The sequence below is a fragment of the Pseudomonas sp. WS 5021 genome (assembly GCF_012985535.1).
GTDB lineage: Bacteria > Pseudomonadota > Gammaproteobacteria > Pseudomonadales > Pseudomonadaceae > Aquipseudomonas.
In genome coordinates this window covers 82,216-105,525 of record NZ_JAAQWP010000002.1, presented here as the reverse complement: position 1 = coordinate 105,525, position 23,310 = coordinate 82,216, and the positions used below count along the sequence as shown (strand labels likewise).

The following is a 23,310-nucleotide window of genomic DNA, read 5'->3' as shown; positions in this document are numbered from 1 at the left end:
CCCTCCTCATTGCCCATGAGACACACCGATGCCCACGGTCGCCGACCCAATCCACGCGCTGTACCACAAGATCACCTGGAAGCTGATTCCGTTCCTGTGCTTCTGCTACCTGGCGGCCTACCTGGACCGCATCAACATCGGTTTTGCCAAGTTGCAGATGCAAGACCAGTTGCAGTTCAGCGAAACCGCGTTCGGCCTGGGCGCCGGCCTGTTTTTTGTCGGCTATATCCTGTTTGAAGTACCGAGCAACCTGATCCTCGAGCGCGTCGGCGCACGGATCTGGATCGCGCGCATCATGATCACCTGGGGCCTGCTCTCGGCCTGCACGTTGCTAGTCACCTCCACCACCCAGTTCTATGTGCTGCGGTTTTTGCTCGGCGTCGCCGAAGCGGGATTCCTGCCGGGGGTGTTGTATTACCTGACCACCTGGTTCCCCACCCATCGCCGGGGGCGGGTGATTGCGCTGTTCATGATCGGCCTGCCGCTGTCCAGTGTGATTGGCGGGCCGTTGTCCGGCTGGATCATGGGCCACTTCGACCAGGTGGGCGGCCTGCGTGGCTGGCAATGGCTGTTCCTGCTCGAAGCGCTGCCCAGCGTGCTGTTGGGGGTATTGGCGTTCTGGGCCCTGCCCAATACCTATCACCAGGCCAAATGGTTGTCAGCCGCCGAAAAGACCCTGCTGCAACAGCAGTTGCAGGCCGATGACAGCCAGGCCAGCCAAAGCCCACGGCGCTTTCGCGAGGGGTTCTTCAACCTCAAGGTGTGGATGCTTGGCGGGATTGATTTTTCGATCCTGCTCAGTGCCTACGCCATGGGCTTCTGGATGCCGACCCTGATCCGCAACGCGGGGGTCAGCGACACGTTCCGTATCGGCCTGCTCACCGCCCTGCCCAGCGTCGCCGCGCTGGCGGGCATGCTGCTGATCGGCGCCAGTTCCGACAAATACCGTGAACGCCGCTGGCACATTATCGTGCCGTTTTTGGTGGGCGCCGCGGCCATGGCCAGCAGCACGTTCTTCACCCATAACGTGATCGCCACCGTGGCCCTGTTTGCCGTGGCTTCGGCGGCGATCCTCGGTGCGGTGCCGGTGTTTTTCAGCCTGCCGGCGACCTTCCTTACCGGCACTGCGGCAGCCACCGGTTTTGCCCTGGCCTGCTCCCTGGCGAATATCGCCGGGCTGGTCAGCAACTCGTTGATGGGCCTGGCGATAGATATCACCGGCAGCAGCGCTGGGGCCATGTGGTTCTTTGCCGCCAGCCTGTTGCTCAGTTGTTTGCTGGTGATTGCGTTGCCGGCGAAATTGGTCAACCGCTAGGCTGTGGGAGCTGGCTTGCCTGCGATAGCGGTGTGTCAGCCGCCAGAAATGCTGACTGAACTGCCGTCATCGCGGGCAAGCCCGCTCCCACAGGGGGAGGCAGGCTCAATGACCGCTATGGGCCATGCCACTCGGCTGCTGCAACAGTGCCAGGTCTATCTCTTCGAAACGCAGCACCCGCCCGCCAGTATCTGCCGCGACTTTCTGCGCCACCACCTGCTCGGCAAACGAGGCCAGCACCACGCCCATGGCGCCCTTGAGCCCGGTGCCGAGCACGTAGTAGGCGGTCTTGGCGTCGATCAGGTGGGCATCGTCCGGGGTATTCCAATGGCTGCGCCCCATGTCATGCACATACAGCTTTGACTGGGCATGATGATTTTCCGGCTGCAACCACCAGCCGAGCATTTCTGCGGTCGAGCAGAACTTCTTCGCCGCGCCCTGCTCCACCACCTCGCCCTTGGGCCCCGGGAATTCGCTGATCACCATGCCACACACATGGCACTCATCCGCCGGATGGAACGCCACCGGCCCATCACCTGCCCCCGCCGCCACCAGCTTGTCACACCCCACCAACAGCAGGCTCAACAGCAACACCCATCCGATTTTCATGCTCAGCTACTCCACCGATAAAAAAATCATGCCGCGCGCCGCCCGAACAGCCAATAGGCCCAGGCCAGCGGCCCGGCGACCCACGCCGCCAGGCACAGCCACAACGCCGCCTCCGGCACTGCCAAGTCACCGCCCAGGGCCATCACGCCTACCGACGCGGGGCCGGCATCGAAGCCCGACAGGTTGATCAGCCGGTACACATCCGCCGGGTTGAACAGCAACAGCCAGGGCAGCAGCGTCGGGCTGAACTGCCCCTCGCTGAGCACCAGCAGCGCCAGCAATGCCAGGTCAAAGACCAGCACAAAAAAGAACCACACCCCCAGGGCCAACCCGGCCGCCGTGGATTTCTCCGCCGAGACGCTGCTCAACACATACGCCATCCCCAAAAAGCCCCAGCCGAGCAAGGTCGAGGTCAGCATGAAGCGACCAAAGGCCCAGAGCAGCAGGCTGAATTCGACGTCATCCACCAGCAGCGCGATGGCGAGCATGGCGCAGCCGAATCCGATAAAGGTCGCCAGCGCCAGGATCAGCCCATGCCCGACAAACTTGCCGAGCAGGATCTGCCCGCGCCTCAGGGGATAGGTGAGCAACAGCAGCAAGGTGCCGCTTTCGTCCTCGCCGACAATCGCGTCATAGGCCAGCAGCAGCGCAATCAATGGCATCAGGAAGGTCGCCAGGCTAGCCAGGCTGGCGATGGTTGCCGGGATCGAGGTAAAGCCCAGTTGCCCGGACGCCGCCGCACCGAGCCACCCAATACCGATGGCCAGCACCGCGAACAACAGGCTGATGGCCAATAACCAACGGTTGCGCAGGCCATCGCTGAACTCTTTGCGGGCCATGTTCCAGATCGGCGTCATTGGGCACGCTCCACAGGGCTGTCCATGTAATGGCGGTACAGGTCTTCCAGGGACGGCACGACAATTTCCACGTCAGTGGGGCTGTCCTGGTCGAGCAATTGGCGCAGCAGGTCCAGCTTGTTGCCATTGAACGCCGCCACTTGCAGCCCTTGCGCGCCCCAGCGCTGGGTCACGTGGCCGGCCTCGCTCCAGCGTTTTTGCAAGAGCGCCGCACGTTGCAGGCCGCTGCTGCGGATCAGGGTCGGCAGCCCCGCTTCTTCGCGCAAGGCCGCCAGGGTGCCGAGGGCCAGCAGGCGGCCCTGGGTGAGGATCGCGGCACGGTTGATATGGGCCTCCACGCCCGGCAGCACATGGGAGCAGAGGATGATGCTGGTGCCCTGCCCGCGCAGGCGGTCGAGCAAGCAATACAAATCCTGGGTGGCGATCGGGTCCAGGCCCACGGTGGGTTCGTCGAGCAGCAACAGGCGCGGCTCGCCAAGCAGGGCCTGGGCCAGGCCGAGGCGCTGGCGCATGCCCTTGGAATAGGTCTTGACCCGCCGCCGCGCCGCCGCTGTCAGGCCGACGTCTTCCAGCAACGTCGAGACCTGGCTCATCGGCGCGCCCTTGAGCCGGGCAAAATGCTGCAAGGTCTCCAGGCCGCTGAGTTGCGGGTAGAACGTGACGTTTTCCGGCAGATAGCCGAGCATCCGGCGCACCTGGGGATCACTGGGCGCGCGGCCAAACACCCGTACCTGGCCGCTGCTTGCCTGCAATAAACCGAGGATCAGTTTCATGCTGGTGGTCTTGCCCGCGCCGTTATGGCCGAACAGGCCCAGCACCTCCCCGGGCGCCAGGCTCAGGCTCAAGTCATGCAGCACAGTGGCGGGCCCATAACGCTGGGTCACGCCTTCGATTTCGACGACAGGCATCATGCGGGCTCCTTGAGCGGGGAAAGCGTGGGGTCTTTCATCAGCGGATGGCTGTCCATCACCCCCGGCGACTTGATCACCGGAAACGCCCGTTGCACCCAGCGCAGCAACTCGATGCCGGGGCTGTTCATCAGCAGGCGCACCTGGGGATACAACCACAGCAGGCGGTCGACGTTATCGTTGGGCTCGTAGGCCACATCCCCCAGGCCGTCGTTATTGCGGTCCCAGCCCAGGTAATCGCTCCAGTAATTGCCGCGGCCATCTGCCGACCATTCCTGCAAGCGGGTGGCCACGTACTTGACCTGGCGCTGGTTGCCGACAAAGGCATTGTTGGCAATCCGGTTGTCTTCGGAGCCGGCCGTGAGGTGAATGCCCACCGCGCTGCGCCCAAAGTGGTTGTGTTCGATGCTGTTGAACAGCGAGTTGTAGATAAACAGCGCCTTGCCTTCGGCCCCGGTGATCATGGTGTCGCCGGTGGTGCCGTCGCGCACGTCGTTGACCACATTGTCGCGCAGGGTGGAATAGGTGATGTAGTTCATCAGGATCCCGTAGTTCTGGTCCTGCTCGGAGCGATTGCCGATCACCGTCAGCTTGCGGCTTTGCATCAGCGCATAGCCGGTGCGGGTGCGGCGGGTGATGTTGCCGAGCACCTGGTTGTCGTTGGCGAACATGTAGTGGATGCCGTAGCGCAGGTCTTCCAGGGTGTTGCCTTGCAGCAGGTTGCCGTTGGAGGTGTCGATGTAGATGCCATCGCGGGCATCGCGCACCAGGTTGCCGATCACCCGCGCGCCCTTGACCGCGTACAAATGGATGCCATTGCCCCGGTCCTGGGAACGCATGGCCGGGTCGCCCTGGATCTGGTTGTCGATCACGCTCACATCCGCCGTGCCATCGACCCACACGCCAAACCCCTGGCCGCGCAGGCGGTTGTTCTTGATCAAGGCGCCGTGGGCCTTGGGCTGGATGAAAATGGCCGCGTTCATCGCGGTGAGGTCATGGCCCCAGTCGAGGAAGGTGCAGCCCTCGACGGTGACGTCGGCAGCGTTGATCAACAGACCATTGCCCTGGCCCTGGCTGTGGATCACCGCACCGGGTTCGCAAGTCAGTTGCAAGGGCTGGTCGATGCTGAAGGAGCCCTGGTAGTCACCGGCGGGCAATTGCCAGTGGTGCGGGCCTGCGGCTACCAACGGCAGGTCGGTGATGGGCAGTACAGCGGCACTGGCGGTGGCCGAAAATAGCAGCCACACACACCCGGTCCATAACGTGCGGGGTCGAGCCACGGAGTATTCCTTTTTGATCAAAACAGATCCCATGTGGGAGCTGGCTTGCCTGCTATAGCGGTGTGTCAGGCAACCGACAGTTTTCTGATGCACCGCTATCGCAGGCAAGCCAGCTCCTACATTTATTGGGTGCTCGCCGTTAAGTGCGCTCCACCAGCATCCGCCCCACCATCTCCATATGCAGCGCATGGCAGAACCAGCTGCAGTAGTACCAATGCAGCCCCGGTTTGTCGGCGATGAAGGTGATGGAAGAAGTTTGCTGCGGGCTGATTTCCATGCTCACGCCATGGTTGGTCATGACAAAGCCATGGGTCACGTCCTCGATCTGGTCGATGTTGGTGATGGTCACGGTGACCTCATCGCCGTGCTTGACGGTAAATTCCGTCAGGCCGTAGGTCGGCGCCATGGAGGTCATGTACACCCGCACTTTCTTGCCGTCGCGGATCACCTTGTTATCGGTCTCCAGCTTGATCCCGTCCTTGGCCGCAATGGCCACGGTTTCGGCAAAGAACGGGTCGTTGCGCTCCCAGATTTTCTTGGTCTTGATCTGGTCGCGCCGCGCCATCACGCAGTCGTGGGGTTCGGCGAAGGTCGGGCCGTCGTGGACCAGTTTCATTTCATCGCCGGAGATATCGATCAACTGGTCGTTTTCCGGGTGCAACGGGCCGGTGGGCAGGAAGCGGTCCTTGGAGAACTTGCTCAGTACCACCAGCCATTGGCCGTCGGCATCCCGGGTTTCGGTGAGCGAGGCGTGGTTGTGGCCAGGCTGGTAGTGCACATCGAGCTTCTGCTTGATGTAGTTGACCTTCTCACCGCCGTAGGCGCGGATGGCTTCGGCGATGTTCCACTTGACCACCTGGCTGTCGATAAACAGCGTGGTGTAGGCAAAACCCCGGCCATCGTAGGTGGTGTGCAGCGGGCCCAGGCCCAGTTCCGGCTCGCCGACTACCACGCCGCGCGGGTCTTTGATCTTGTCGCTGAACAGGTCGTCGAGCTTGTCGATGGCAATGATGGTGCAGGTCGGCGACAGCTTGCCGTTGGCGATAAAGTACTTGCCGTCCGGCGAGGTGTTGCAGCCGTGGGGGTTCTTCGGCACCGGGATATAGCGGGTGAATTCGCTGTCCTTGCCGTCGTCGCCCTTGCGCCCGTCCACCACCGGCACCTTGACCCCGTCGAGGTTGATGAACTTGCCGGCCTTGATCGCTGCCTCGATGCGCGGGATGTTGAACACCACCACCCAGTCGCGCTCGTTGCGCATCATGCCGCCCAGGTCGGAGGCCTTTTCCGAGTTGTAGCAGGTGGCCGCCGCGTATTTGCCGGTGTAGTCCATGTCGGCGTTGTCGAGGTTGCCGTCGACGATGACCTGGAAGGCCATTTCCATCTTCTCGGCGTCGATGGCGTTGAACAGGGTGAAGCTGTTCTTGTCCTGCAGGTCGAAGGTGTGGCCGTCATTGGGGTGCGGGATGATGAACTCGGCGTTGCAGAACACGTACTTGGTGTACGGCACCTTTTGCAGGCGCAGGCCGTGGATCGCCTGGGCGTTGGGCACGGTGACGATCTTGTCGCACTTCATGATGTCCAGGCGGATCCGCGCCACGCGGGTGTTGGCCTTGTCGTTGATAAACAGGTATTTGCCGTCGTAGCGGCCATCGGTGGTGGACAGGTGCGGGTGATGGCAATCGCCGTTCTGGTACTTGGCGCCCTCCCCCAGGATGCGCTTGCTCTCGTTGGTCAGGCCCCAGCCGGTAGCCGAATCAACGTTAAACACCGGGATGCGCATCAGCTCGCGCATTGACGGCACGCCCAACACCCGCACTTCGCCCTGGTGGCCGCCGCTCCAGAACCCGTAGTACTGATCCAGCTCCCCTGGGCCCACATGGATTTTCGACTTCGCTTCCTTGGCCGCCGCCGCAAAGGACTCGCGGGTAAACACCGTACCGCCGAGGGCCGAGGCCCCTGCCAGCACCGCGCCGGTGACGGCGCCAGTGCCAAGGAAGCCACGCCGGCTCATGCCTTCGGGTTCCGGGGTGGTCCCGGTTTTGTTCGATTCGCTGTCGTTCATGATGTGCTCCAGATATGAAAAGTGGGTGCCCAAGGCCGTCATTCAGGCACCGCCACCTGCACCACCGGGATCAATTGCCCAGGGGTGGGTGCGGCCTTGTTGCGTTTCTTGCGCTTGTTGATCAGGGGCGGGCATTTGTGGTCGTTGTGCCAGGTCATCTGGCAATCGAGGCAGTAGTGGCATTCATTGGCGTTGATATGGCCGTCGGGGTGGATCGCCTGGATCTCGCATTCCTTGGCGCACAACTGGCACGGATCGCCACACTCCTTGCGCCGCTTGAGCCAGTCGAACAGCCTGAATTTGCTGGGGATCGCCAGCGCCGCGCCCAGTGGGCAGAGGTAGCGGCAGTAGACTTTGCGCGTGAACAGGTTGATCACCAGCAGCGCCACGGCGTACAGCACGAACCACCATTGGCGGTCGAAATGCAGGGTGATGGCGGTCTTGAACGGTTCCACTTCGGCAAAACGCTCGGCGGTGGCCATCGACTCCAGAGACAGGCCAAACAGCCCCAGCAGGATCAAATACTTGATCGCCCACAGCCGCTCATGCACGGCAAACGGCAACTCGAACTGGCGCACCTTGAGCTTGCGCGCCGCCTCGTTGAGCAGCTCTTGCAGCGCCCCGAACGGGCACAACCAGCCACAGAACACCCCCCGGCCCCACAGCAGGATGCTGGCGGCGGTGAATACCCAGAGCATGAAGATCAGCGGGTCGGTGAGGAACAGCTCCCAGCGGAACTGCTGGAACAGCGCATGCACAAAGGTCAGCACATTGACCACCGACAGTTGCCCCAGGGCGTACCAGCCGATAAACACCACCGTAAACAGCAGATAGCCACGGCGCACCCAGTGCAGCAGACGCGGGCGCCGGGCCAGGCTGTCCTGCAAAAACAAAATCACCGTCAGCAGCACCAGGGCGGCGCCCAGGATCAGGATCTGCACGTGTTTCTGGTACCAGATCGTCAGCCACATCGGCCGGTTGGCTTCGTCGATGGCGGCCTGTTCGGCGGCGGTGGGCAACGGGCGCTCCAGATACGCCTCGGGCATCTGGTAGGGCAATTCAAAACTGCTGAAGGTGCCACTGACCGGGCCGGTCTGGCGCCGTACCAGCAGCTCCAGGGTCCACGCTGAGCCTGGATCGAACGCAGCCTGGGGGCGCACGATAAACACCGACATTTCATCGAACTCGGGCATGCCCTCGGCGAACACGTCGTACAGGCGCTGGTGGTCCATATCGCGGAAGCTGATGACATTGCCGAACTGGCGCAACTGCACCCGATCAAAAATCCCGCCGCGCACATAGCCCGAGCCCTTGAACGAAAAAATCCCGCGTCCCAGCACCGCGATGGCCTGCTCGCCGGGCTTGAGGCCCTGCATCAACACCCGGTACTGCGCGTCACCCAACAGGTTGCGGCCGATGGTCGGCGCGTTGAGATCGGCCACATACAAGTCGATAAACGTCTCGTCGACCTGCCCCGCCCCCGCCACGTCCACGCCTTCGGCCTCGGTGCCCTTGAAGGCGGCATCCACCTGGCCGCGCGTCAGGTGCAAGCGGCGCACCGCGCCATTGCCGGTCAACTGCGCCCAGTTGGCCGGCTCGAACAGGTCAGCGCGCACCAACGCAACTTTCTGCGCGGTGCTGGCCTTGTCCTCGATCAGCTTGAGCGACACCGCCACTTCGTGGGCGGCGCGCATGATCACCTCATTGACCACCATCGCCGTGACCGTGGCACCGGCCACCGCATCCACGGTCACCGCCTGGCTGTCACTGGAATGCCCCACCACCACCCGCTGCTTGACGTTGATCCCGCTGTAGCGGGCGGTGAAGTCATGCAGCTTGGCCTCGGGAATGCCGATCAGCAGGATCGGCTCGTGGTGCTCCAGCACATAGGCATCACGGATCACCCCGGCCGGGTCGAGAATCACCTGGGTGTTGATCGGTTTGCCGGAGTACGCCGGGATGTCCACCACGTCCAGGCTCTGGAACACATAGCCGATGACCGCGCCTTTGGCCGACAGCGTGCGCACCTTGAACTTGCCTTCGGCGGCGGAAATGGCGTCGGCCTGCGGGAAAATCTTGTCGATGCGCTGCTGTTCAATCGCGCCGTAGGACTTGGCCTGGGCCGGGCCGGCCAGGCTGAACAGCAGCACCAGGACAACCAGCCAGGTAACGGGACTTGCAGCCAGGGTAGCGAGGGTCGAGGGCTTGGGGCGGTTCATGGACTCACTGACTTCAACGGCCGGGATATGCAGCCGATGGTAGGTGGCACGTGGCCAGTGAGCCCTTGATTGAAATCAAGTCTGGGGGTGGTGCGGCGTTTGGGCGCTGGCTACATGCCCAACCACTGCGGCAGCGCCAGTGAGATAAACGGCACGTACGTCACCAGGACCAGGAACGCCAAGAGGATCATCAGCCATGGCATCGCTGCGCGGATCGTCTGGCCCAGGGTCAGGCCGGTCACCGCCGAGGTCACGAACAGGTTCAGCCCAACGGGCGGATGCACCAGGCCGATCTCCATGTTCACCACCATCACAATCCCCAAGTGAATCGGGTCGATGCCCAGCTTCATCGCAATCGGGAAGAAGATCGGCGCCAGGATCAGCACAATGGCCGAGGGCTCCATAAAGCTGCCGGCGATCAACAGCACCACGTTGACCATCAGCAGGAAACCGATCGGCGTCAGCCCTTCGGAGATGACCCAGGCCGTGATTTCCTGCGGGATCTGTTCGGTGGTCAGCACATGGGCAAACAGCATGGCGTTGGCGATGATGAACATCAGCATGATCGACAGGCGCCCAGACTCCAGCAGCACCTTGGGGCAATCCCTCAAGCGCATGTCCTTGTACACAAACAGCGCGACAAACGCCGAGTACACCGCCGCCACGGCTGCAGCTTCAGTGGGGGTGAACATGCCGCTGTAGATACCGCCGAGGATGATCACCAGCAGCAACAGGCCCCAGAACGCGCGGCGCGCGCAGCCCAGCCACTGGGCAAAGGTCGCCCGGGGTTGTGCCGGCAGCTTCTTGATACGCGCCACGATGTAGATCGCGATCATCAGCATCAGGCCCAGCAGCAAGCCGGGGATCACCCCCGCCATAAACAGCTTGCCCACCGAAGTTTCCGTCGCCGCCGAGTACACCACCATCACGATGGAAGGCGGAATCAGGATGCCCAGGGTCCCGGCATTACAGATGATCCCGGCGCCAAACTCCTTGGGGTAACCGGAGCGCACCATACCGGCCACGGCAATCGACCCCACCGCCGCCACCGTCGCCGGCGATGAACCGGACAGCGCGGCGAACAGCATGCACGCCAGCACCGCCGCAATCGCCAGGCCGCCACGGATATGGCCGACACAGGCGTTGGCAAAATCGATCAAGCGTTGCGCCACGCCGCCGGTGGTCATGAACGCCCCCGACAGCAGGAAGAACGGAATCGCCAGGAAGGTGTAGGCATCGCTGGTTTCAAACAGCTTGATCGCCAGGGAGCTTAACGAGTCCTGGCTGAACATCAGGATCGACATCGCCCCCGACAACCCCAGGGAAATCGCGATGGGCACGCCGAGAAACATGAACACCAACAGCAGTAAAAACAGACAGAGAACGGCCATCAGTCACGCTCCTCATGGCTACCGGCCAACTTGCTGGCTTCACCGGCTTCGTCGGCCAGCCCCAACCCGACCTGACGGTGGGTAAACAGGCGGTAGAAAATTTCCAGGTAGCGGATCAACACCAGGGCAAAGCCGATCGGCACGATCAGCGCGATATGCCCCACTTCCAGGCCGAAATGATCGAGGTCCTCGGCCCCGATCCCGGCCGCCAGCACGGCACTCACCCACTTGTAGCTGGCCACCATGAACAACCCGGCGTAGGCCAGGCAGCACAGGCACGCGAGCATTCCCAGCAGGCGCTGGACCCGGCGTGGCGTCAGGCGCACCAGGGCATCGACCCCCAGGTGGCCGGCGGTGCGCACGCCATAGGAAATCCCGAAGAAAATCAGCCAGCCGAACATCGCCTTGGTCAGCGCGACGCTCCAGGTCATGTCCTGGGCCCAGGTCATGGTGCCGTCGCCCAGGGCGTTGAAAAAACTGCTGCTCCAGGCCCATTTGTCGGCCAGGGCAAAAAACAGGGTGTAGATGTTGTTGAGCATGACGTAGACAAACGTCACCAGGGTCATGGCGGCCAGCAGGAAGGCGATAAAACCTTCCTCCAGGTGCTCCCAGACGCGCCTTAGGGATTGCATGGCAAAACCTCGCTTACAGGGAAAGGGGTCGCAACATGTGGGAGCGGGCTTGCCCGCGATGGGGCATCAACGGCCTCTCGGCTGGCTCAGACGCCGCCATCGCGGGCAAGCCCGCTCCCACATTGGGTCGGGGTCGCGCAGGCGATCAGTGGTTGGACGCGTCTGCGGCCTTGATCAGGTCAGCGCCAATCGGCCCCTCGAACTTCTGCCACACCGGACGCATGGCTTCGCGCCATAGCTGGCGTTGCTCGGGGGTCAGCTCGATGATTTCGCTGGTCTTGGCGTCGATAATCTTCTGCTTGGCCGACTGGTTCAGCGCTTCGGCCTGCTTGTTCACCTCGACGGTGACTTCGACCATGATCTGTTCCAGGCTGCTGCGGATGTCCGGCGCCAGGCCGTTCCAGAACTTGGCGTTGGTGATCACCATGTAGTCGATCAGGCCGTGGTTGGACTCGGTGAAGTACTTCTGCACCTCGTTGACCTTCTGGCTTTCATAGTTCGACCAGGTGTTTTCGGTGCCGTTGACAGTGCCGGTCTGCAAGCCTTGGTAGACCTCGGCAAAACTCATCTTGCGCGGGTTGGCACGGATCGCCTTGAACTGCTCCTCCAGCACACTGGAGGCCTGCACGCGGAACTTCAGGCCCCGGGCATCCTTGGGCTCGTGCAGGGCCTTGTTGGCCGACAGTTGCTTGAGGCCATTGTGCCAATAGGCCAGGCCGAGGATGTTCTTGTCCTGCATCGACGTCAGCAGTTGCTTGCCTTCAGCGGCCTGGAAACGGTCGACGGCGGCCAGGTCGTTGAACAAAAACGGCAGGTCGTAGATCTGCACCTGCTTGGTGTACTGCTCGAACTTGGCCAGGGACGGCGCCAGCATCTGCACATCGCCCAGCAGCAGCGCTTCCATCTCCTTGCCGTCGCCAAACAGCGACGAGTTGGGGTACACCTCGACCTTGACCTTGCCCGCCAGGCGCTCTTCGGCAAGTTTCTTGAACAGCAGCGCGCCCTGGCCTTTGGGGGTGTTTTCCGCTACCACGTGGGCGAACTTGATGATGATCGGATCAGCCGCCTGGGCCAGGCCTGCGGCAAACAACGTGGCGGCGCACAACAGCGCCCGAGAAAGCTTGAGCATGGGTATCACCTTTTTATTGTTGTGGTGGTGTCAGGCAAGGTGCCTGATGTGAGGCGTGTAGTGAATTTCAAATTTTTAAACACTGCGTTCGGCCAAGCCGAACACCAACCTGGGGAGCAATGCCTATCCCGCGTGGGAGTTCTGTGCTGCCAGCAGCCTTTGGGCCCGCAGCAACACCGGCGCATCCACCATCTGCCCATCAATCTGGTAGGCCCCTGCCCCATGGGCACCGGCCTCCACCACCCGTTGCGCCCAGGCCAGGTCCGCCGCACTCGGCGCCAGGGCCTCATGGATCACCGGCACCTGCTTGGGATGGATACACAGGGCCCCGGCAAAGCCCATTTCATAGGCATGCCGGATCGAGTGGCGCAGGCCCTCCGGGTCGTCGATCGCCGGGTGTACACCGTCCAGCGGTGCCACCAGGCCGGCGGCGCGCGAATGCACGATCAGCGCCAGGCGCGCCTGATCCAGGGCAAAATTCGCCGCCGCCGAGTGGCTGCTCAGGTTCAGGTCCAGCGCCAGGTCCAGGCCACCGAACGACAGGCGCTGCACTTGCGGCGCATGGGCGATTTCGGCCACCGACAGCAGGCCTCGTGCACTTTCGATAATCGGCCAGATGACTTTGCCGGCGGCGGCGACCACCGCCACCTGGGTGGCACTTTCCACCTTGGGCAGCAACACCCCGGCCACGTTGCCGTGGGCTTTGCAGAACGCCACATCGGCAAAGTGCTCGGCGTGTTCTGGGGCATTGATGCGTACCCACACACAGGCATCGGGGTTGGCCGTTAAAAACCCGCCGAGGTTGTCCCGGGCCTGGCGCTTGAGCGGTTCTTCCACCGCGTCTTCAAAATCCACGATCACCGCATCGGCACCACTGGCCAGTGCTTTGGCAAAGCGCTCCGGGCGGCTGCCCGGCACGAACAAGGCAGAACGAATCAAAGGCATCACAGAACTCCTGATTAGATAACGCCGCGCGCGCGCAGGCTGTCGATGGCCTCACCCGAGTAGCCCAGCGCCTGGAGAATTGCCTGGCTGTGCTGCCCCAGTCCCGGTACGCCGTCCATACGCGGGCTAAACGCGGCGTTACGCGCCGGTGGCAATAACGACGGTAACGGCCCGGCCGGGCTGTCGATTTCACGCCAGCTGTCGCGGGCCTTGAGTTGCGGGTGGTCCCACACGCCTTGCATATCGTTGACCCGTGCACTGGCGATCTGCGCGTGTTCCAGACGCTGGATCACGGCCTCGGTGTCGAGTTGGGCAAAGCTGTCGACAATGATCTGGCGCAGCACTTCGCGGTTGGCCGAACGCTTGAAGTTGGCCGAGAAGCGTTCATCCGTCGCCAGCGTAGGGGTGAGCAGTACCTTGTCGCAGAACGCCGCCCATTCACGTTCGTTCTGCAAACCGAGCATCACCGTGCCGCCATCACCGGTGGGGAACGGCCCGTAGGGGTAGATCGTCGAATGCGCCGCGCCGGCCCGCGGTGGCTGCGGGGCACCGTCGAAGGCGTAGTACATCGGGTAGCCCATCCACTCCACCAGGCTTTCGAGCATGCTCACGTCAATGCGGCTGCCCTTGCCCGTCTTGCCGCGCAATAGCAGTGCCGACAGGATGCCGCTGTAGGCGTACATGCCGGCGGAGATATCCGCGATGGAACAACCGGCCTTGGCCATCTGCTCTTCACCGGGGCCACCGGTCACCGAAAGAAAACCGCCCTCGCTCTGGATCAGCAGGTCATAGGCTTTCTTTTTCTCGTAGGGCCCGCCTTCACCGTAGCCGGAAATATCACACACAATCAGTCGTGGAAAGCGCGCCTGCAGCGCCTCGAACGCGAGCCCCATACGCGCCGCCGCACCGGGTGCAAGGTTCTGCACCAGCACGTCGGCATCGGCCAGCAAGGTGTCGAGGATAGCGCCGGCCTCCGCCTGCTTGAGGTCCAGGGTCAGGCTTTCCTTGGAGCGATTGGTCCACACAAAATGCGAGGCCAGGCCGCGCACGCGCTCGTCGTAGCCACGGGCAAAATCACCGCTGCCCGGGCGTTCGATCTTGATAACCCGCGCTCCCAGGTCGGCCAGTTGGCGGGTACAGAACGGCGCAGCAATCGCGTGTTCCAGGCTGACCACGGTGATGCCGTCCAGCGGTCGTTGATTAGCAGTCATGACAATTCCTCAAAGCCAATGGGCCATGGATACGGCGTTGCGCAGGTTCCAGACTTTTTCGATCAAGGCGCTGGCCTGGGCCGGCGTGCGGGCGCCGCTGAACTGGCAGAGGCGCTGGAACTTGTCCGCCAACTGCACTCGGTCCAGGGTGTTGCCCGGGTCGCCCTTGGGCTCGTCAATCGCACCATGCAACGTGCGGCCATCGACGCAGGTCACGGTGACGCGGCCCAGCCAGCGCTGCGGATAGGCGTCGTCGACTGCGCGGTCGAAGATCATGCTGACCTTGTCGCGGAACGCAGCGACGGCGGGATCGCTCAGGGCCCACTGATGAAACTCGGTAAGCCCGGCTTTGCCGTGCACAGCAATCAGGCCGAGCACGGTACCCATGGAGAACTTGGCCTGGTGCACGGTGGCCGGTACGGTCACGCGGCCGAGCACATCAATAGCGCCTTGGTACACGCGGGTCTCGACCCTGGCGATATCCGCAGCGGCCAGGCCTTCGCGCTGCATCAAGTCCAGCAACGCATCGGCGGCCGGGTGGGTATGGCGGCACGAAGCGTGGAACTTGAACGAGGTTTCCAGCAGCGCCCAGCGGCTACCGAGGCCCGCGGACAATTTGCCCGGCTCGGCGTCAGTGGACATACCCGCCGCCAAACCCTGCTCGCCTTCGAGGATATTGCGCGCACCGCTCAGGCCATCCGCCGTCAGGTACGCGGCCAGCAAGCCATCCGCTGCGGCCTTGGCGGTGTGCAACTGCTTGGAATCAGCCGCATCGCGCAGGAACTCCCAGAGCCCGGCGGCCTGGGTGCCGGCGCTACCGAGCAGGTTGATGAATTGTTCTTCGTTGAAGTCCAGCAACTTGCCCACGGCCACCGCCGCCGCCAGGGTGCCGACTGTGGCCGTGGTGTGGAAGATCCGGTAGTGGGAACGGCCCATGAACTCGCCGATGCGAATCCCGGCCTCATAACCGGCCACCGCGGCCAACAACAACTCGCGACCGGATTTGCCGAGATCTTGCGCGGCGGCCAGGGCAGCGGGAAACACCACCGTCGCGGGGTGCAGCACCGAGCTGTTGTGCAGGTCGTCCTGCTCCACCAGGTGCGATGAGGCCGCGTTGACCAGCGCGGCAAAATACGCGCTGCTGCTGCCACCGTTGACGATTATCTGCGAAGGCCCGGTGGCCGGGCCCATCTTTTGTGCATAGCGCTCGAACAAGGGAATCGGGTGCGAACCTTGGCTGGCCAGCGCCGAGGCCAGCCAATCCAGATACAGTTCTTCGATACGCGCCAGCACCGCGTCGGGCAATTGCGCGTCATTCAACTCGGCGAGGAACCGGCACAAGGCTTGGGTATGGCTCATGCTCAGGCCCTCAGAAGCTGCGTGGCAGCTCGAGCAGATGCTCGGCCACGTACGACAGGATCAGGTTGGTGGAGATCGGCGCCACCTGGTACAGGCGCGTCTCGCGGAATTTGCGCTCCACGTCGTACTCGCAGGCAAATCCGAAGCCGCCGTGGGTTTGCAGGCAGGCGTTGGCCGCTTCCCAGGACGCCTTGGCCGCCAGGTACTTGGCCATATTGGCGCTGGCCCCGGCATTGACGCCGCGGTCGTATTCCTCGCAGGCACGCCAGCGCATCAGGTCCGCCGCCTCGATTTCGATATGGGCTTCGGCAATCGGGAACTGCACCCCCTGGTTCTGCCCGATGGGCCGGCCAAACACCACGCGGTCGCGGGCATAGGCACTGGCCTTTTCGATAAACCAGCGGCCATCGCCGATGCATTCGGCGGCGATCAGCGTACGTTCGGCGTTGAGGCCGTCAAGGATGTATTTGAAGCCCTTGCCCTCCTCGCCGATCAAGCTGTCGAGGGGCAGCTCGAGGTTGTCGAAGAACAACTCGTTGGTCTCGTGGTTGACCATATTGGCGATGGGCTGCACGGTCAGGCCGTTGCCGATGGCCGCGCGCAGGTCCACCAGGAAGATCGACATGCCCTCGGACTTTTTCTTCACCTCGGCCAGCGGCGTGGTACGCGCCAGCAGGATCATCAGGTCGGAATGCTGCACCCGCGAGATCCACACCTTTTGCCCGTTGATCACGTAGTTGTCGCCGCGCCGAATCGCGGTGGTCTTGATCTTGGTGGTGTCGGTGCCGGTGGTGGGCTCGGTAACGCCCATGGACTGCAGGCGCAATTCACCGCTGGCCAGCTTGGGCAGGTAGAAGCGCTTTTGCGCCTCGCTGCCATGACGCAACAGGGTGAACATGTTGTACATCTGGCCATGGACGGTGCCGGAGTTGCCGCCGCAGCGGTTGACCTCCTCGAGGATCACCGAGGCTTCGGCCAGGCCCAGGCCGGAACCGCCGTATTGCTCGGGAATCATAGCCGACAGCCAGCCAGCGTCCGTCAGGGCCTTGACGAAGGCTTCGGGGAAACCCTTTTCTTCATCGATTTTGCGCCAGTAAGCGGCGTCGAATTCAGCGCACAAGGCGCGCACGCCTTCGCGGATGGCGTTGAGTTCTTCGTTGTCATGGGGGTTCATTAACGGCTCTCCGCCTGTTGTTCTTGGATTATTCGAAATGCACTTCAGCCTGCTGCGCCAGGCCAGCAGCGTTACCGGCCCACAGCTGGGCGACACCGGCCGCCGTCACTCGCCCGCCCACCTCAAACGCCTGTGGCGCAATCAACGGGCGCACGCCGCGATAGGCAAAACGGCGCAAGGTGGCTTCGGGATGTGCCCGGCAAAAGGCGCGCAGGCTCAAGGTGGCGATCAGCGGCCCATGCACCACCAGCCCCGCATAGCCTTCGGTGCCGGTCACGTAGGGGTAGTCGTAGTGAATGCGGTGACCGTTGAAGGTCACGGCGCTGTAGCGAAACAGCAAGGTCGGCGTGGGCTCGATCGCCTCGTACCAGTCGCCCCGGGCCAGGGCATCGCCGCTGCCGGCCTTGGGCGGTGTGGGCTCGCGGTAGACGATGTCCTGTTCCTCACGGATTGCCAGGCGGCCCTCCTGGGAGTAGTCGTGGCGCACGGTGACAAACAGCAACGAACCGCTGCGCCCGGTCTTTTCCTCGACCTGGGTGATGGTCGACACGCGGGTCGCCGCCTCACCGGCACGCAAGGCGTGCAGGAACTCGATACGCCCACCGGCCCACATGCGGTTGCGGTTATCGGCCGGCGGCAGGAAGCCGCCACGGGCCGGGTGGCCGTCGGCGCCCAGGGCGGTTTCCGCCAGCGGGTCCTGGAAGAAGCACCACTGCCATAGCGGTGGTAAATCTGCTCCGTCGTCCGGCACCGCCTCGCCGAAGGTGGCGGCAATACGCTTGAGTAGGTTACGGCTCAAATGGTCGTGGGCGGTTTCGCTTCGGCCAATCCAATCAGTGGCGCTCATCGGGGGCAGGTCCTCGGGCAGTGAGTGTCTGCCCCGGATCATGCAAGCGCCTGGCCGTTCTGAGAATTTGCATTTCAATAAACCAGCGTTCGGCTATGCTGAACGCCGCTATCTTCACCTGGGAGCCTTGCATGCACTTCGACCTGGCCGACCTGCGCCTGTTTATCCATATCGCCGAATCCCCCAGCCTGACCCAGGGTGCCAAGCGTGCGTTCCTCTCGCCGGCAGCCGCCAGTGCACGGATCAAGGCCCTGGAGGGCCAGTTGGATACGCGCCTGCTGTACCGCGACAGTCGCGGCGTGGAAGTCACCCCGGCCGGTGAACGGCTGCTGCACCACGCGCGGCTGATCATGCGCCAGGTCGATTACCTGAAAAGCGAATTCACCCAATATGGCGCCGACTCCGCCGGGCATATCCGTATCTTTGCCAATACCACCGCAGTCACCGAGTTTCTCCCGGAAATCCTCGCTGGCTTCCTCTCCCAGCGCCCCGGCGTGACGGTCGACCTGCAGGAGCGCCTGTCCCGTGACATCGTGCGCGGGGTGCTCGACGGCACCAGTGACATGGGCATCATCGCCGGCCCCGTGCAGGCGCCGGGCTTGCAGGTCTTGCACTTCAGCACTGACCACCTGGTGCTGACGGTGCCGGTGGGCCATCCCCTGGCCAACCAGCCGTCAGTGACCCTGGAACAGACCCTGGCCTATCAGCATATTGGCCTGCACGAAGGCAGCACCTTGCTCAGCTTCTTGCGTGAACACGTCGAGCACCTGGGCAAGCAACTGTCCCTGCGCATCCAGATGTCGAGTTTCGAAGCCATCTGCCGCATGGTCGAGGCCGGAGTCGGCATCGGCATCATCCCCGAGTCCGCCGCCGTGCGGCACAGTCGGACCATGCAACTGGTGAGCATCAAGCTCGATGAAAGCTGGGCGGTGCGCGAACGCAGCATCCTGGTGCGCGAGCTGGATGCCCTGCCGGGCGCGATCCGCGCGCTGATTGCGACCCTGAGGCCAGCCGTTTAACAGTCTTTGACAGTTTCCCGACAAAGCTGTCAAAGACCCCTGCCCCCGCCGTCCCTAGGATTTGAGCCTCCCTTGGAACGACGAAGGCCATCATGCGTTCAAAAACGATCTACCTCGCTGCCACTTCTGTGTGCCTGATCAGCTGCACTCAACTGTCAGCCGCCGCCGACTGGCAATACAGCCTGCAAGCCGGGGCAGCCAACCTGCCGCGCTACAGCGGCAGCAATGAGCGCATGACCGCGCCCATGCTCGGCGCAAACATCGTCAGCCCGTGGGGGATTTTTCTCGATACCAACAAGGGGCTGGGTTGGGGTTATGAAGATGACAACCTCAGTTTCAATGCCTATGTCGGCGCCAGCACTGCGCGCAAGGACCAGAAGAAAAGCACCAGCCTGGGCTCCGACCGGCTCAAGGGCATGGGTCAAATCAAGTCGCGGCCGCAGTTCGGTGTGAGTGCCAGCTATACCCTGGGCACCGCAATCCTCGGCGCGACCCTGGAACATGCGCTGGAGCAAGACGATAAAAAAGACAGCGGCAAGGCGTTTACCTCCCTGGAGCTGAGCATTGGCACCAACCTGTATGACGGTGACTACGGCACCGTGGACGCCAGCCTCAACAGCCGCTTTGGCGATGGCAACTATGTGCAGACCTGGTATGGCGTGACCACAGGCCAAGCCCAAAGCAGCCGCTTTCGCGCGTATGACGCCAAGGGTGGGATGGTCAGCCGGGGCTTGAACCTCGATTGGAGCGTGCCGTTGGGCGACCACACAACCTTCTCGACCTTGCTGGATGTGCAGTATTTGTCCGGTGATGCGGGCAAAAGCCCGATTGTGGAACGCAGGATGCAGACGTCGGTGATGGGCGTGTTGAACTACACCTTTTGATTTGCAAACCCAATCAGACAGGGGGGGCTGGCTTGCCGGTCGCCGCATTGCTGCGATGATCATTCGCTCTTTTTGGGTTGTTGGGGGGGGTGTATATATCCGTTGCCGCTGTTACGGCCACTTAGGGTTCCGCCCTTACGGCGGGTCACTTTCGAAGAGCGCGAAAGTAACCAAAGCGCTTTTGCCCCACCACTCGGTGCCTCGCCTAGGCTCGGCATGCCCGCAGTCAGGCATTGCTCCGTGGGCCCGCCGCGATCGGCCATCCATGGCCGTGTCGCGGCTACCCCGGCATCCATGCCGGGGTGCCCACTGCGCAATACCTGCCTGCGGCCATCGTGGTTTAACGGGGCGCCTAAGATCAAAAGCCAGATCAAAAGCAGAGCAACAGCAAAGCCAGAGCGCGAAGCTGCATTCGCCTGTGGGAGCTGGCTTGCCTGCGATGGCGGCCCAATAGATCGCCACAGAGTGTCAGGTACCCAACGTCATCGTTTACGACCATCGCAGCGAGGCGGCGACCCGACTAGCCAGCCCCACATTTACAACCTTCATGAGTTTGCAAAAGGTTAGTCGGCGTAGGCCCAGGTCATGCGGAACGACGCCCCGCCCCACTGCGAATCCAGCACCTGCACCTGTCCGCCATGCCACTGGCTGACCCGCTGCACCAGCGCCAGGCCCAGGCCAAAGCCGCCGGTGCGGCGGTCGCGGCTGGCGTCCAGGCGCATAAACGGCTGAAAGATTTTCTCCCGGCCGTCCTCGGGTACGCCGGGGCCGTCGTCGCACACCCGTACCTCGTAGCCACTGCCAAATTTGACCAGCGATACCTCTACCCGCTGCTCCGCGTAACGAATGGCATTGCGCAGCAGGTTGATCACCGCGCGCGCCATAAACCGTGGTTCGATCTGGATGAAATCAACTTCACAGGTGCGCAGCGATAACTGCACGCCTTCGGCCTCGGCTTCCAGGGCCACGCTGCCGATCACACTGTCGAGCCAGCTTTGCGCCTCGATATTCTCGCGGGTGACCTGCGTCGCGCCACGCTCAAGGCTGGCGTAGGTCAACAGCTCAGAAACCATATCCTCCAGCTCGCCGAGGTCGGCGTACATGTCGCCAATCAGCGCGCGGCTCTGGCGCGGGTCGGCTTCCTGCTTGAGCTGATCGAGCTCAAACGACAAGCGCGCAATCGGGGTGCGCAACTCATGGGACACCGCGTTGGTCAGCTCACGCTGGTTGGCGATCAGGTGCTCGATGCGCTCGGCCATCTGGTTGAAGTGCCCGGCCAGCTCGCGCACGCTCGAGCGCCGTGGCAGCAAGATGCGCGAGCCCAGGTCATTGTTACCAAAACCCTGGGCCGCCACGCGGATATGCTCCAGGTCGCGCCAATGCGGGCGCACCCAGAAATACAGGACGATGGCCAGGCACAGGCCCAACAGGCTATAGGCCCACAAGTACAGCCAGCGCGGTTCCACCGGGAGTTTGACCTGAAGCAACTGCGCGCCACCGTCGATTTCGGTGATGAACTCCATGAAGTCGCCGCGCACCACCAACTTGCCGTCAGCCAGTATTTGTTGCTCGCGAGGGTCGAATCCCGCCGCCTTGCGGTCGATAAAACCCAGGCGCAATCCATAGTGCTTTTGCAGCTCGGCCAGGCGCGCCTCGCGAGCGGCGCCCGCCGGCAACGGGCGTAATTGCTCCACCAGGCCGTAGGCCGGGCCGCGCATGGCTTCGCGGTTGTAGGTTTCGTTGGCTTCGGGCAGCAATTCGTCGAAGGTGTAGTTCACCAACCAGATTGCCCCGGCCAGGCCCAGGGCCAGGATGATGTACAGACGCAGGAACAGGCGCAACATCGGGCTAGACCTCCCAGGCAAACGGGTTGAACAGGTAGCCCTTGCCCCAGATGGTCTTGATGCACACCGGCTCACGGGGGTTGTCATTGAGTTTGTTGCGCAGCTTGCTGATATACACATCGACACTGCGGTTGAGCCCGTCAAAGGCGATCCCGCGCATGCGGTTGAGGATATCGTCACGCGAGAGGATCTTGCCCGCACTGCTGGCCAGTAACCACAGCAGCTCGAATTCCATGGTGGTCAGGTCGATCTTTTCGTCACCCAGGCTCACCCCTCGGCAACTGCGGTCAATCGCCAACTGGCCGAACGCCAGGGAGCCGCGCACTGTCGGCTCCGGCAGATGGCGGCGCTGCAAGGCCCGCAAGCGTGCCAGCAACACCGGCGGCTTGATCGGCTTGATCACATAGTCATCGGCGCCGGACTCCAGGCCGAGGATATGGTCCAGGTCGTCTTCCTTGGCGGTGAGGATCACGATGGGGGTGTCGGACACATTGCGGATCTCGCGGCACACATGCAGGCCGCTCTGGCCGGGCAGCATCAGGTCGAGCACGACGATCTTCGGTTTGAACGCCAGGAACACCGCCAACGCCTCATCGCCCCGGTGCACCACGCGCACTTCAAAGCCATGCTGTGACAGAAAATGCGCGATCAGCCCTGCCAGCTTCTCATCGTCCTCAACGAGCAGGACCTTGCCCAGACCCAAGTTTTCCATAAGTTTCCACTGTGCCAGCGCCGATTGAAGTGCGCGCATTATAGTGGGCAACAGCGATCCACAAGCGCACGCAGGGCCCCATACAGCGGGGCTTTGACGCAAACTTCATGTTTTTAAGAGTTTTTTACAAATAGCCCGCAGTCTTTCACGGGCGTTTGAGATCAGGCCGGCACGCCGCTGTGGAAACGGAACTCGACGTCCGGTGATTCGATCAGTTCCTGCTCGGCGGCGCGGACCCGCTCGATCACTTGGGCAACATCCTTGGCCTCGCCGTATTGATAGGCCAGCTTCAGATAACCCTGAAAGTGCCGCGCCTCGCTTTTCAGCAGGCCAAAGTAGAACTTGCCGAGTTCTTCGTCCAAATGCGGCACCAGTGCTTCGAAACGCTCGCAACTGCGCGCTTCGATAAAGGCGCCCACCACCAGGGTGTCCACCAGTTTCACCGGCTCGTGGCTGCGCACCACCTTGCGCAAGCCCGAGGCATAGCGGCTGGCGTGCAGTTGGCGCAGTTCGATCTTGCGCTTTTTCATCAAGCGCATGACTTGCTCGTGGTGGACCAGTTCTTCGCGGGCCAGGCGCGACATCATGTTGATCAGGTCAACATGGGAGTGGTACTTGGCAATCAGGCTCAAGGCGGTGCTGGCGGCCTTGAACTCGCAATTCTTGTGGTCGATCAGCAGGGTTTCCTGGTCGGCCAGTGCGGCCTGGACCCAGGCGTCAGGGGTGCGGCAACCGAGGAATTCATGGATTTCGGGCAGGTTCATCGGGCTCACGGGCAAAGGATCACAAAAGGCCGCCGATTATACCGACCCCGCCGCAGACCACCAGTCACGGGCCTTGATGTGCATCAACATGACGTACGGCGGGCAACAACTATAGTTGTTCGAAGCCTTGCCCTTCCCACCCTTGGAGA

Annotated in this window: 20 protein-coding genes; 3 read left to right on the top strand and 17 right to left on the bottom strand. The window is 62.6% G+C overall.

Annotation, left to right across the window (positions count from 1 at the left end):
* The first annotated feature begins 28 nt into the window (after nt 1–28).
* The gene (locus HBO19_RS06860; RefSeq protein WP_170057133.1) at nt 29–1,315 is read left to right on the top strand and encodes an MFS transporter; all 1,287 of its coding nucleotides are present in this window, start codon (nt 29–31) and stop codon (nt 1,313–1,315) included.
* A gap of 105 nt (nt 1,316–1,420) precedes the next feature.
* Here HBO19_RS06860 and HBO19_RS06855 read toward each other — a convergent pair whose 3' ends face one another.
* From HBO19_RS06855 to HBO19_RS06790, 14 genes are all read right to left on the bottom strand, one after another.
* On the bottom strand, nt 1,421–1,924 hold the full coding sequence (locus HBO19_RS06855; RefSeq protein ID WP_170057132.1) for a nitrous oxide reductase accessory protein NosL: 504 nt from the start codon (nt 1,922–1,924) through the stop codon (nt 1,421–1,423).
* Nucleotides 1,925–1,950: 26 nt separating this feature from the next.
* A complete protein-coding gene (locus HBO19_RS06850) occupies nt 1,951–2,781 on the bottom strand; it encodes an ABC transporter permease subunit (protein WP_170057131.1) in 831 nt (276 codons plus the stop codon).
* Complete coding sequence (locus HBO19_RS06845; RefSeq protein ID WP_169957087.1) at nt 2,778–3,689, bottom strand: ABC transporter ATP-binding protein; 912 nt, start codon at nt 3,687–3,689, stop codon at nt 2,778–2,780. The genes HBO19_RS06850 and HBO19_RS06845 overlap by 4 nt, the downstream gene beginning before the upstream one ends.
* A complete protein-coding gene (locus tag HBO19_RS06840) occupies nt 3,689–4,936 on the bottom strand; it encodes a nitrous oxide reductase family maturation protein NosD (protein WP_346266486.1) in 1,248 nt (415 codons plus the stop codon). The genes HBO19_RS06845 and HBO19_RS06840 overlap by 1 nt, the downstream gene beginning before the upstream one ends.
* 172 nt (nt 4,937–5,108) lie before the next feature.
* Nucleotides 5,109–7,031 carry a TAT-dependent nitrous-oxide reductase gene (nosZ, locus tag HBO19_RS06835; protein ID WP_169957073.1) on the bottom strand — a complete coding sequence of 641 codons (1,923 nt, stop codon included), beginning with the start codon at nt 7,029–7,031 and terminating at the stop codon, nt 5,109–5,111.
* Nucleotides 7,032–7,069: 38 nt separating this feature from the next.
* Nucleotides 7,070–9,250: a NosR/NirI family protein gene (locus HBO19_RS06830; RefSeq protein WP_170057129.1), complete on the bottom strand. Its 2,181-nt coding sequence runs from the start codon at nt 9,248–9,250 to the stop codon at nt 7,070–7,072.
* A 110-nt stretch (nt 9,251–9,360) separates the two neighbouring features.
* A complete protein-coding gene (dctM, locus tag HBO19_RS06825; protein ID WP_099169959.1) occupies nt 9,361–10,641 on the bottom strand; it encodes a C4-dicarboxylate TRAP transporter large permease protein DctM in 1,281 nt (426 codons plus the stop codon).
* Nucleotides 10,641–11,273 carry a TRAP transporter small permease gene (locus HBO19_RS06820; protein ID WP_169957076.1) on the bottom strand — a complete coding sequence of 211 codons (633 nt, stop codon included), beginning with the start codon at nt 11,271–11,273 and terminating at the stop codon, nt 10,641–10,643. Before HBO19_RS06820 ends, dctM begins: the two co-directional genes overlap by 1 nt.
* A gap of 145 nt (nt 11,274–11,418) precedes the next feature.
* On the bottom strand, nt 11,419–12,402 hold the full coding sequence (locus HBO19_RS06815) for a TRAP transporter substrate-binding protein (protein WP_169899204.1): 984 nt from the start codon (nt 12,400–12,402) through the stop codon (nt 11,419–11,421).
* 123 nt (nt 12,403–12,525) lie between these two features.
* The gene (locus HBO19_RS06810) at nt 12,526–13,347 is read right to left on the bottom strand and encodes a CoA ester lyase (RefSeq protein WP_170057128.1); all 822 of its coding nucleotides are present in this window, start codon (nt 13,345–13,347) and stop codon (nt 12,526–12,528) included.
* 14 nt (nt 13,348–13,361) lie between these two features.
* Nucleotides 13,362–14,558: a CaiB/BaiF CoA-transferase family protein gene (locus HBO19_RS06805; protein WP_169957078.1), complete on the bottom strand. Its 1,197-nt coding sequence runs from the start codon at nt 14,556–14,558 to the stop codon at nt 13,362–13,364.
* A 9-nt stretch (nt 14,559–14,567) separates the two neighbouring features.
* Nucleotides 14,568–15,917 (bottom strand): MmgE/PrpD family protein, encoded by a 1,350-nt coding sequence (locus tag HBO19_RS06800; RefSeq protein ID WP_170057127.1) that lies wholly within the window; start codon nt 15,915–15,917, stop codon nt 14,568–14,570.
* 10 nt (nt 15,918–15,927) lie between these two features.
* The gene (locus HBO19_RS06795) at nt 15,928–17,091 is read right to left on the bottom strand and encodes an acyl-CoA dehydrogenase family protein (protein WP_169957080.1); all 1,164 of its coding nucleotides are present in this window, start codon (nt 17,089–17,091) and stop codon (nt 15,928–15,930) included.
* Between the two features lie 28 nt (nt 17,092–17,119).
* On the bottom strand, nt 17,120–17,938 hold the full coding sequence (locus HBO19_RS06790) for a MaoC family dehydratase N-terminal domain-containing protein (protein WP_170057126.1): 819 nt from the start codon (nt 17,936–17,938) through the stop codon (nt 17,120–17,122).
* Between the two features lie 131 nt (nt 17,939–18,069).
* On the opposite strand from HBO19_RS06790, the gene HBO19_RS06785 reads away from it, so the two are divergent.
* Entirely contained in the window at nt 18,070–18,957 is an 888-nt protein-coding gene (locus HBO19_RS06785; RefSeq protein WP_170041597.1) for a LysR family transcriptional regulator, read from the top strand.
* Between the two features lie 92 nt (nt 18,958–19,049).
* Complete coding sequence (locus tag HBO19_RS06780; RefSeq protein ID WP_170057125.1) at nt 19,050–19,841, top strand: MipA/OmpV family protein; 792 nt, start codon at nt 19,050–19,052, stop codon at nt 19,839–19,841.
* A gap of 563 nt (nt 19,842–20,404) precedes the next feature.
* On the opposite strand, the gene HBO19_RS06775 is transcribed toward HBO19_RS06780, so the two are convergent.
* The 3 genes from HBO19_RS06775 to miaE all read right to left on the bottom strand — a co-directional run bounded on the left by HBO19_RS06775 (nt 20,405) and on the right by miaE (nt 23,161).
* Nucleotides 20,405–21,685 carry an ATP-binding protein gene (locus tag HBO19_RS06775; protein ID WP_169957368.1) on the bottom strand — a complete coding sequence of 427 codons (1,281 nt, stop codon included), beginning with the start codon at nt 21,683–21,685 and terminating at the stop codon, nt 20,405–20,407.
* Between the two features lie 4 nt (nt 21,686–21,689).
* Complete coding sequence (locus HBO19_RS06770) at nt 21,690–22,397, bottom strand: winged helix-turn-helix domain-containing protein (protein WP_169957369.1); 708 nt, start codon at nt 22,395–22,397, stop codon at nt 21,690–21,692.
* A gap of 161 nt (nt 22,398–22,558) precedes the next feature.
* A complete protein-coding gene (miaE, locus tag HBO19_RS06765) occupies nt 22,559–23,161 on the bottom strand; it encodes a tRNA isopentenyl-2-thiomethyl-A-37 hydroxylase MiaE (protein ID WP_170057124.1) in 603 nt (200 codons plus the stop codon).
* Nucleotides 23,162–23,310: the final 149 nt, after the last annotated feature.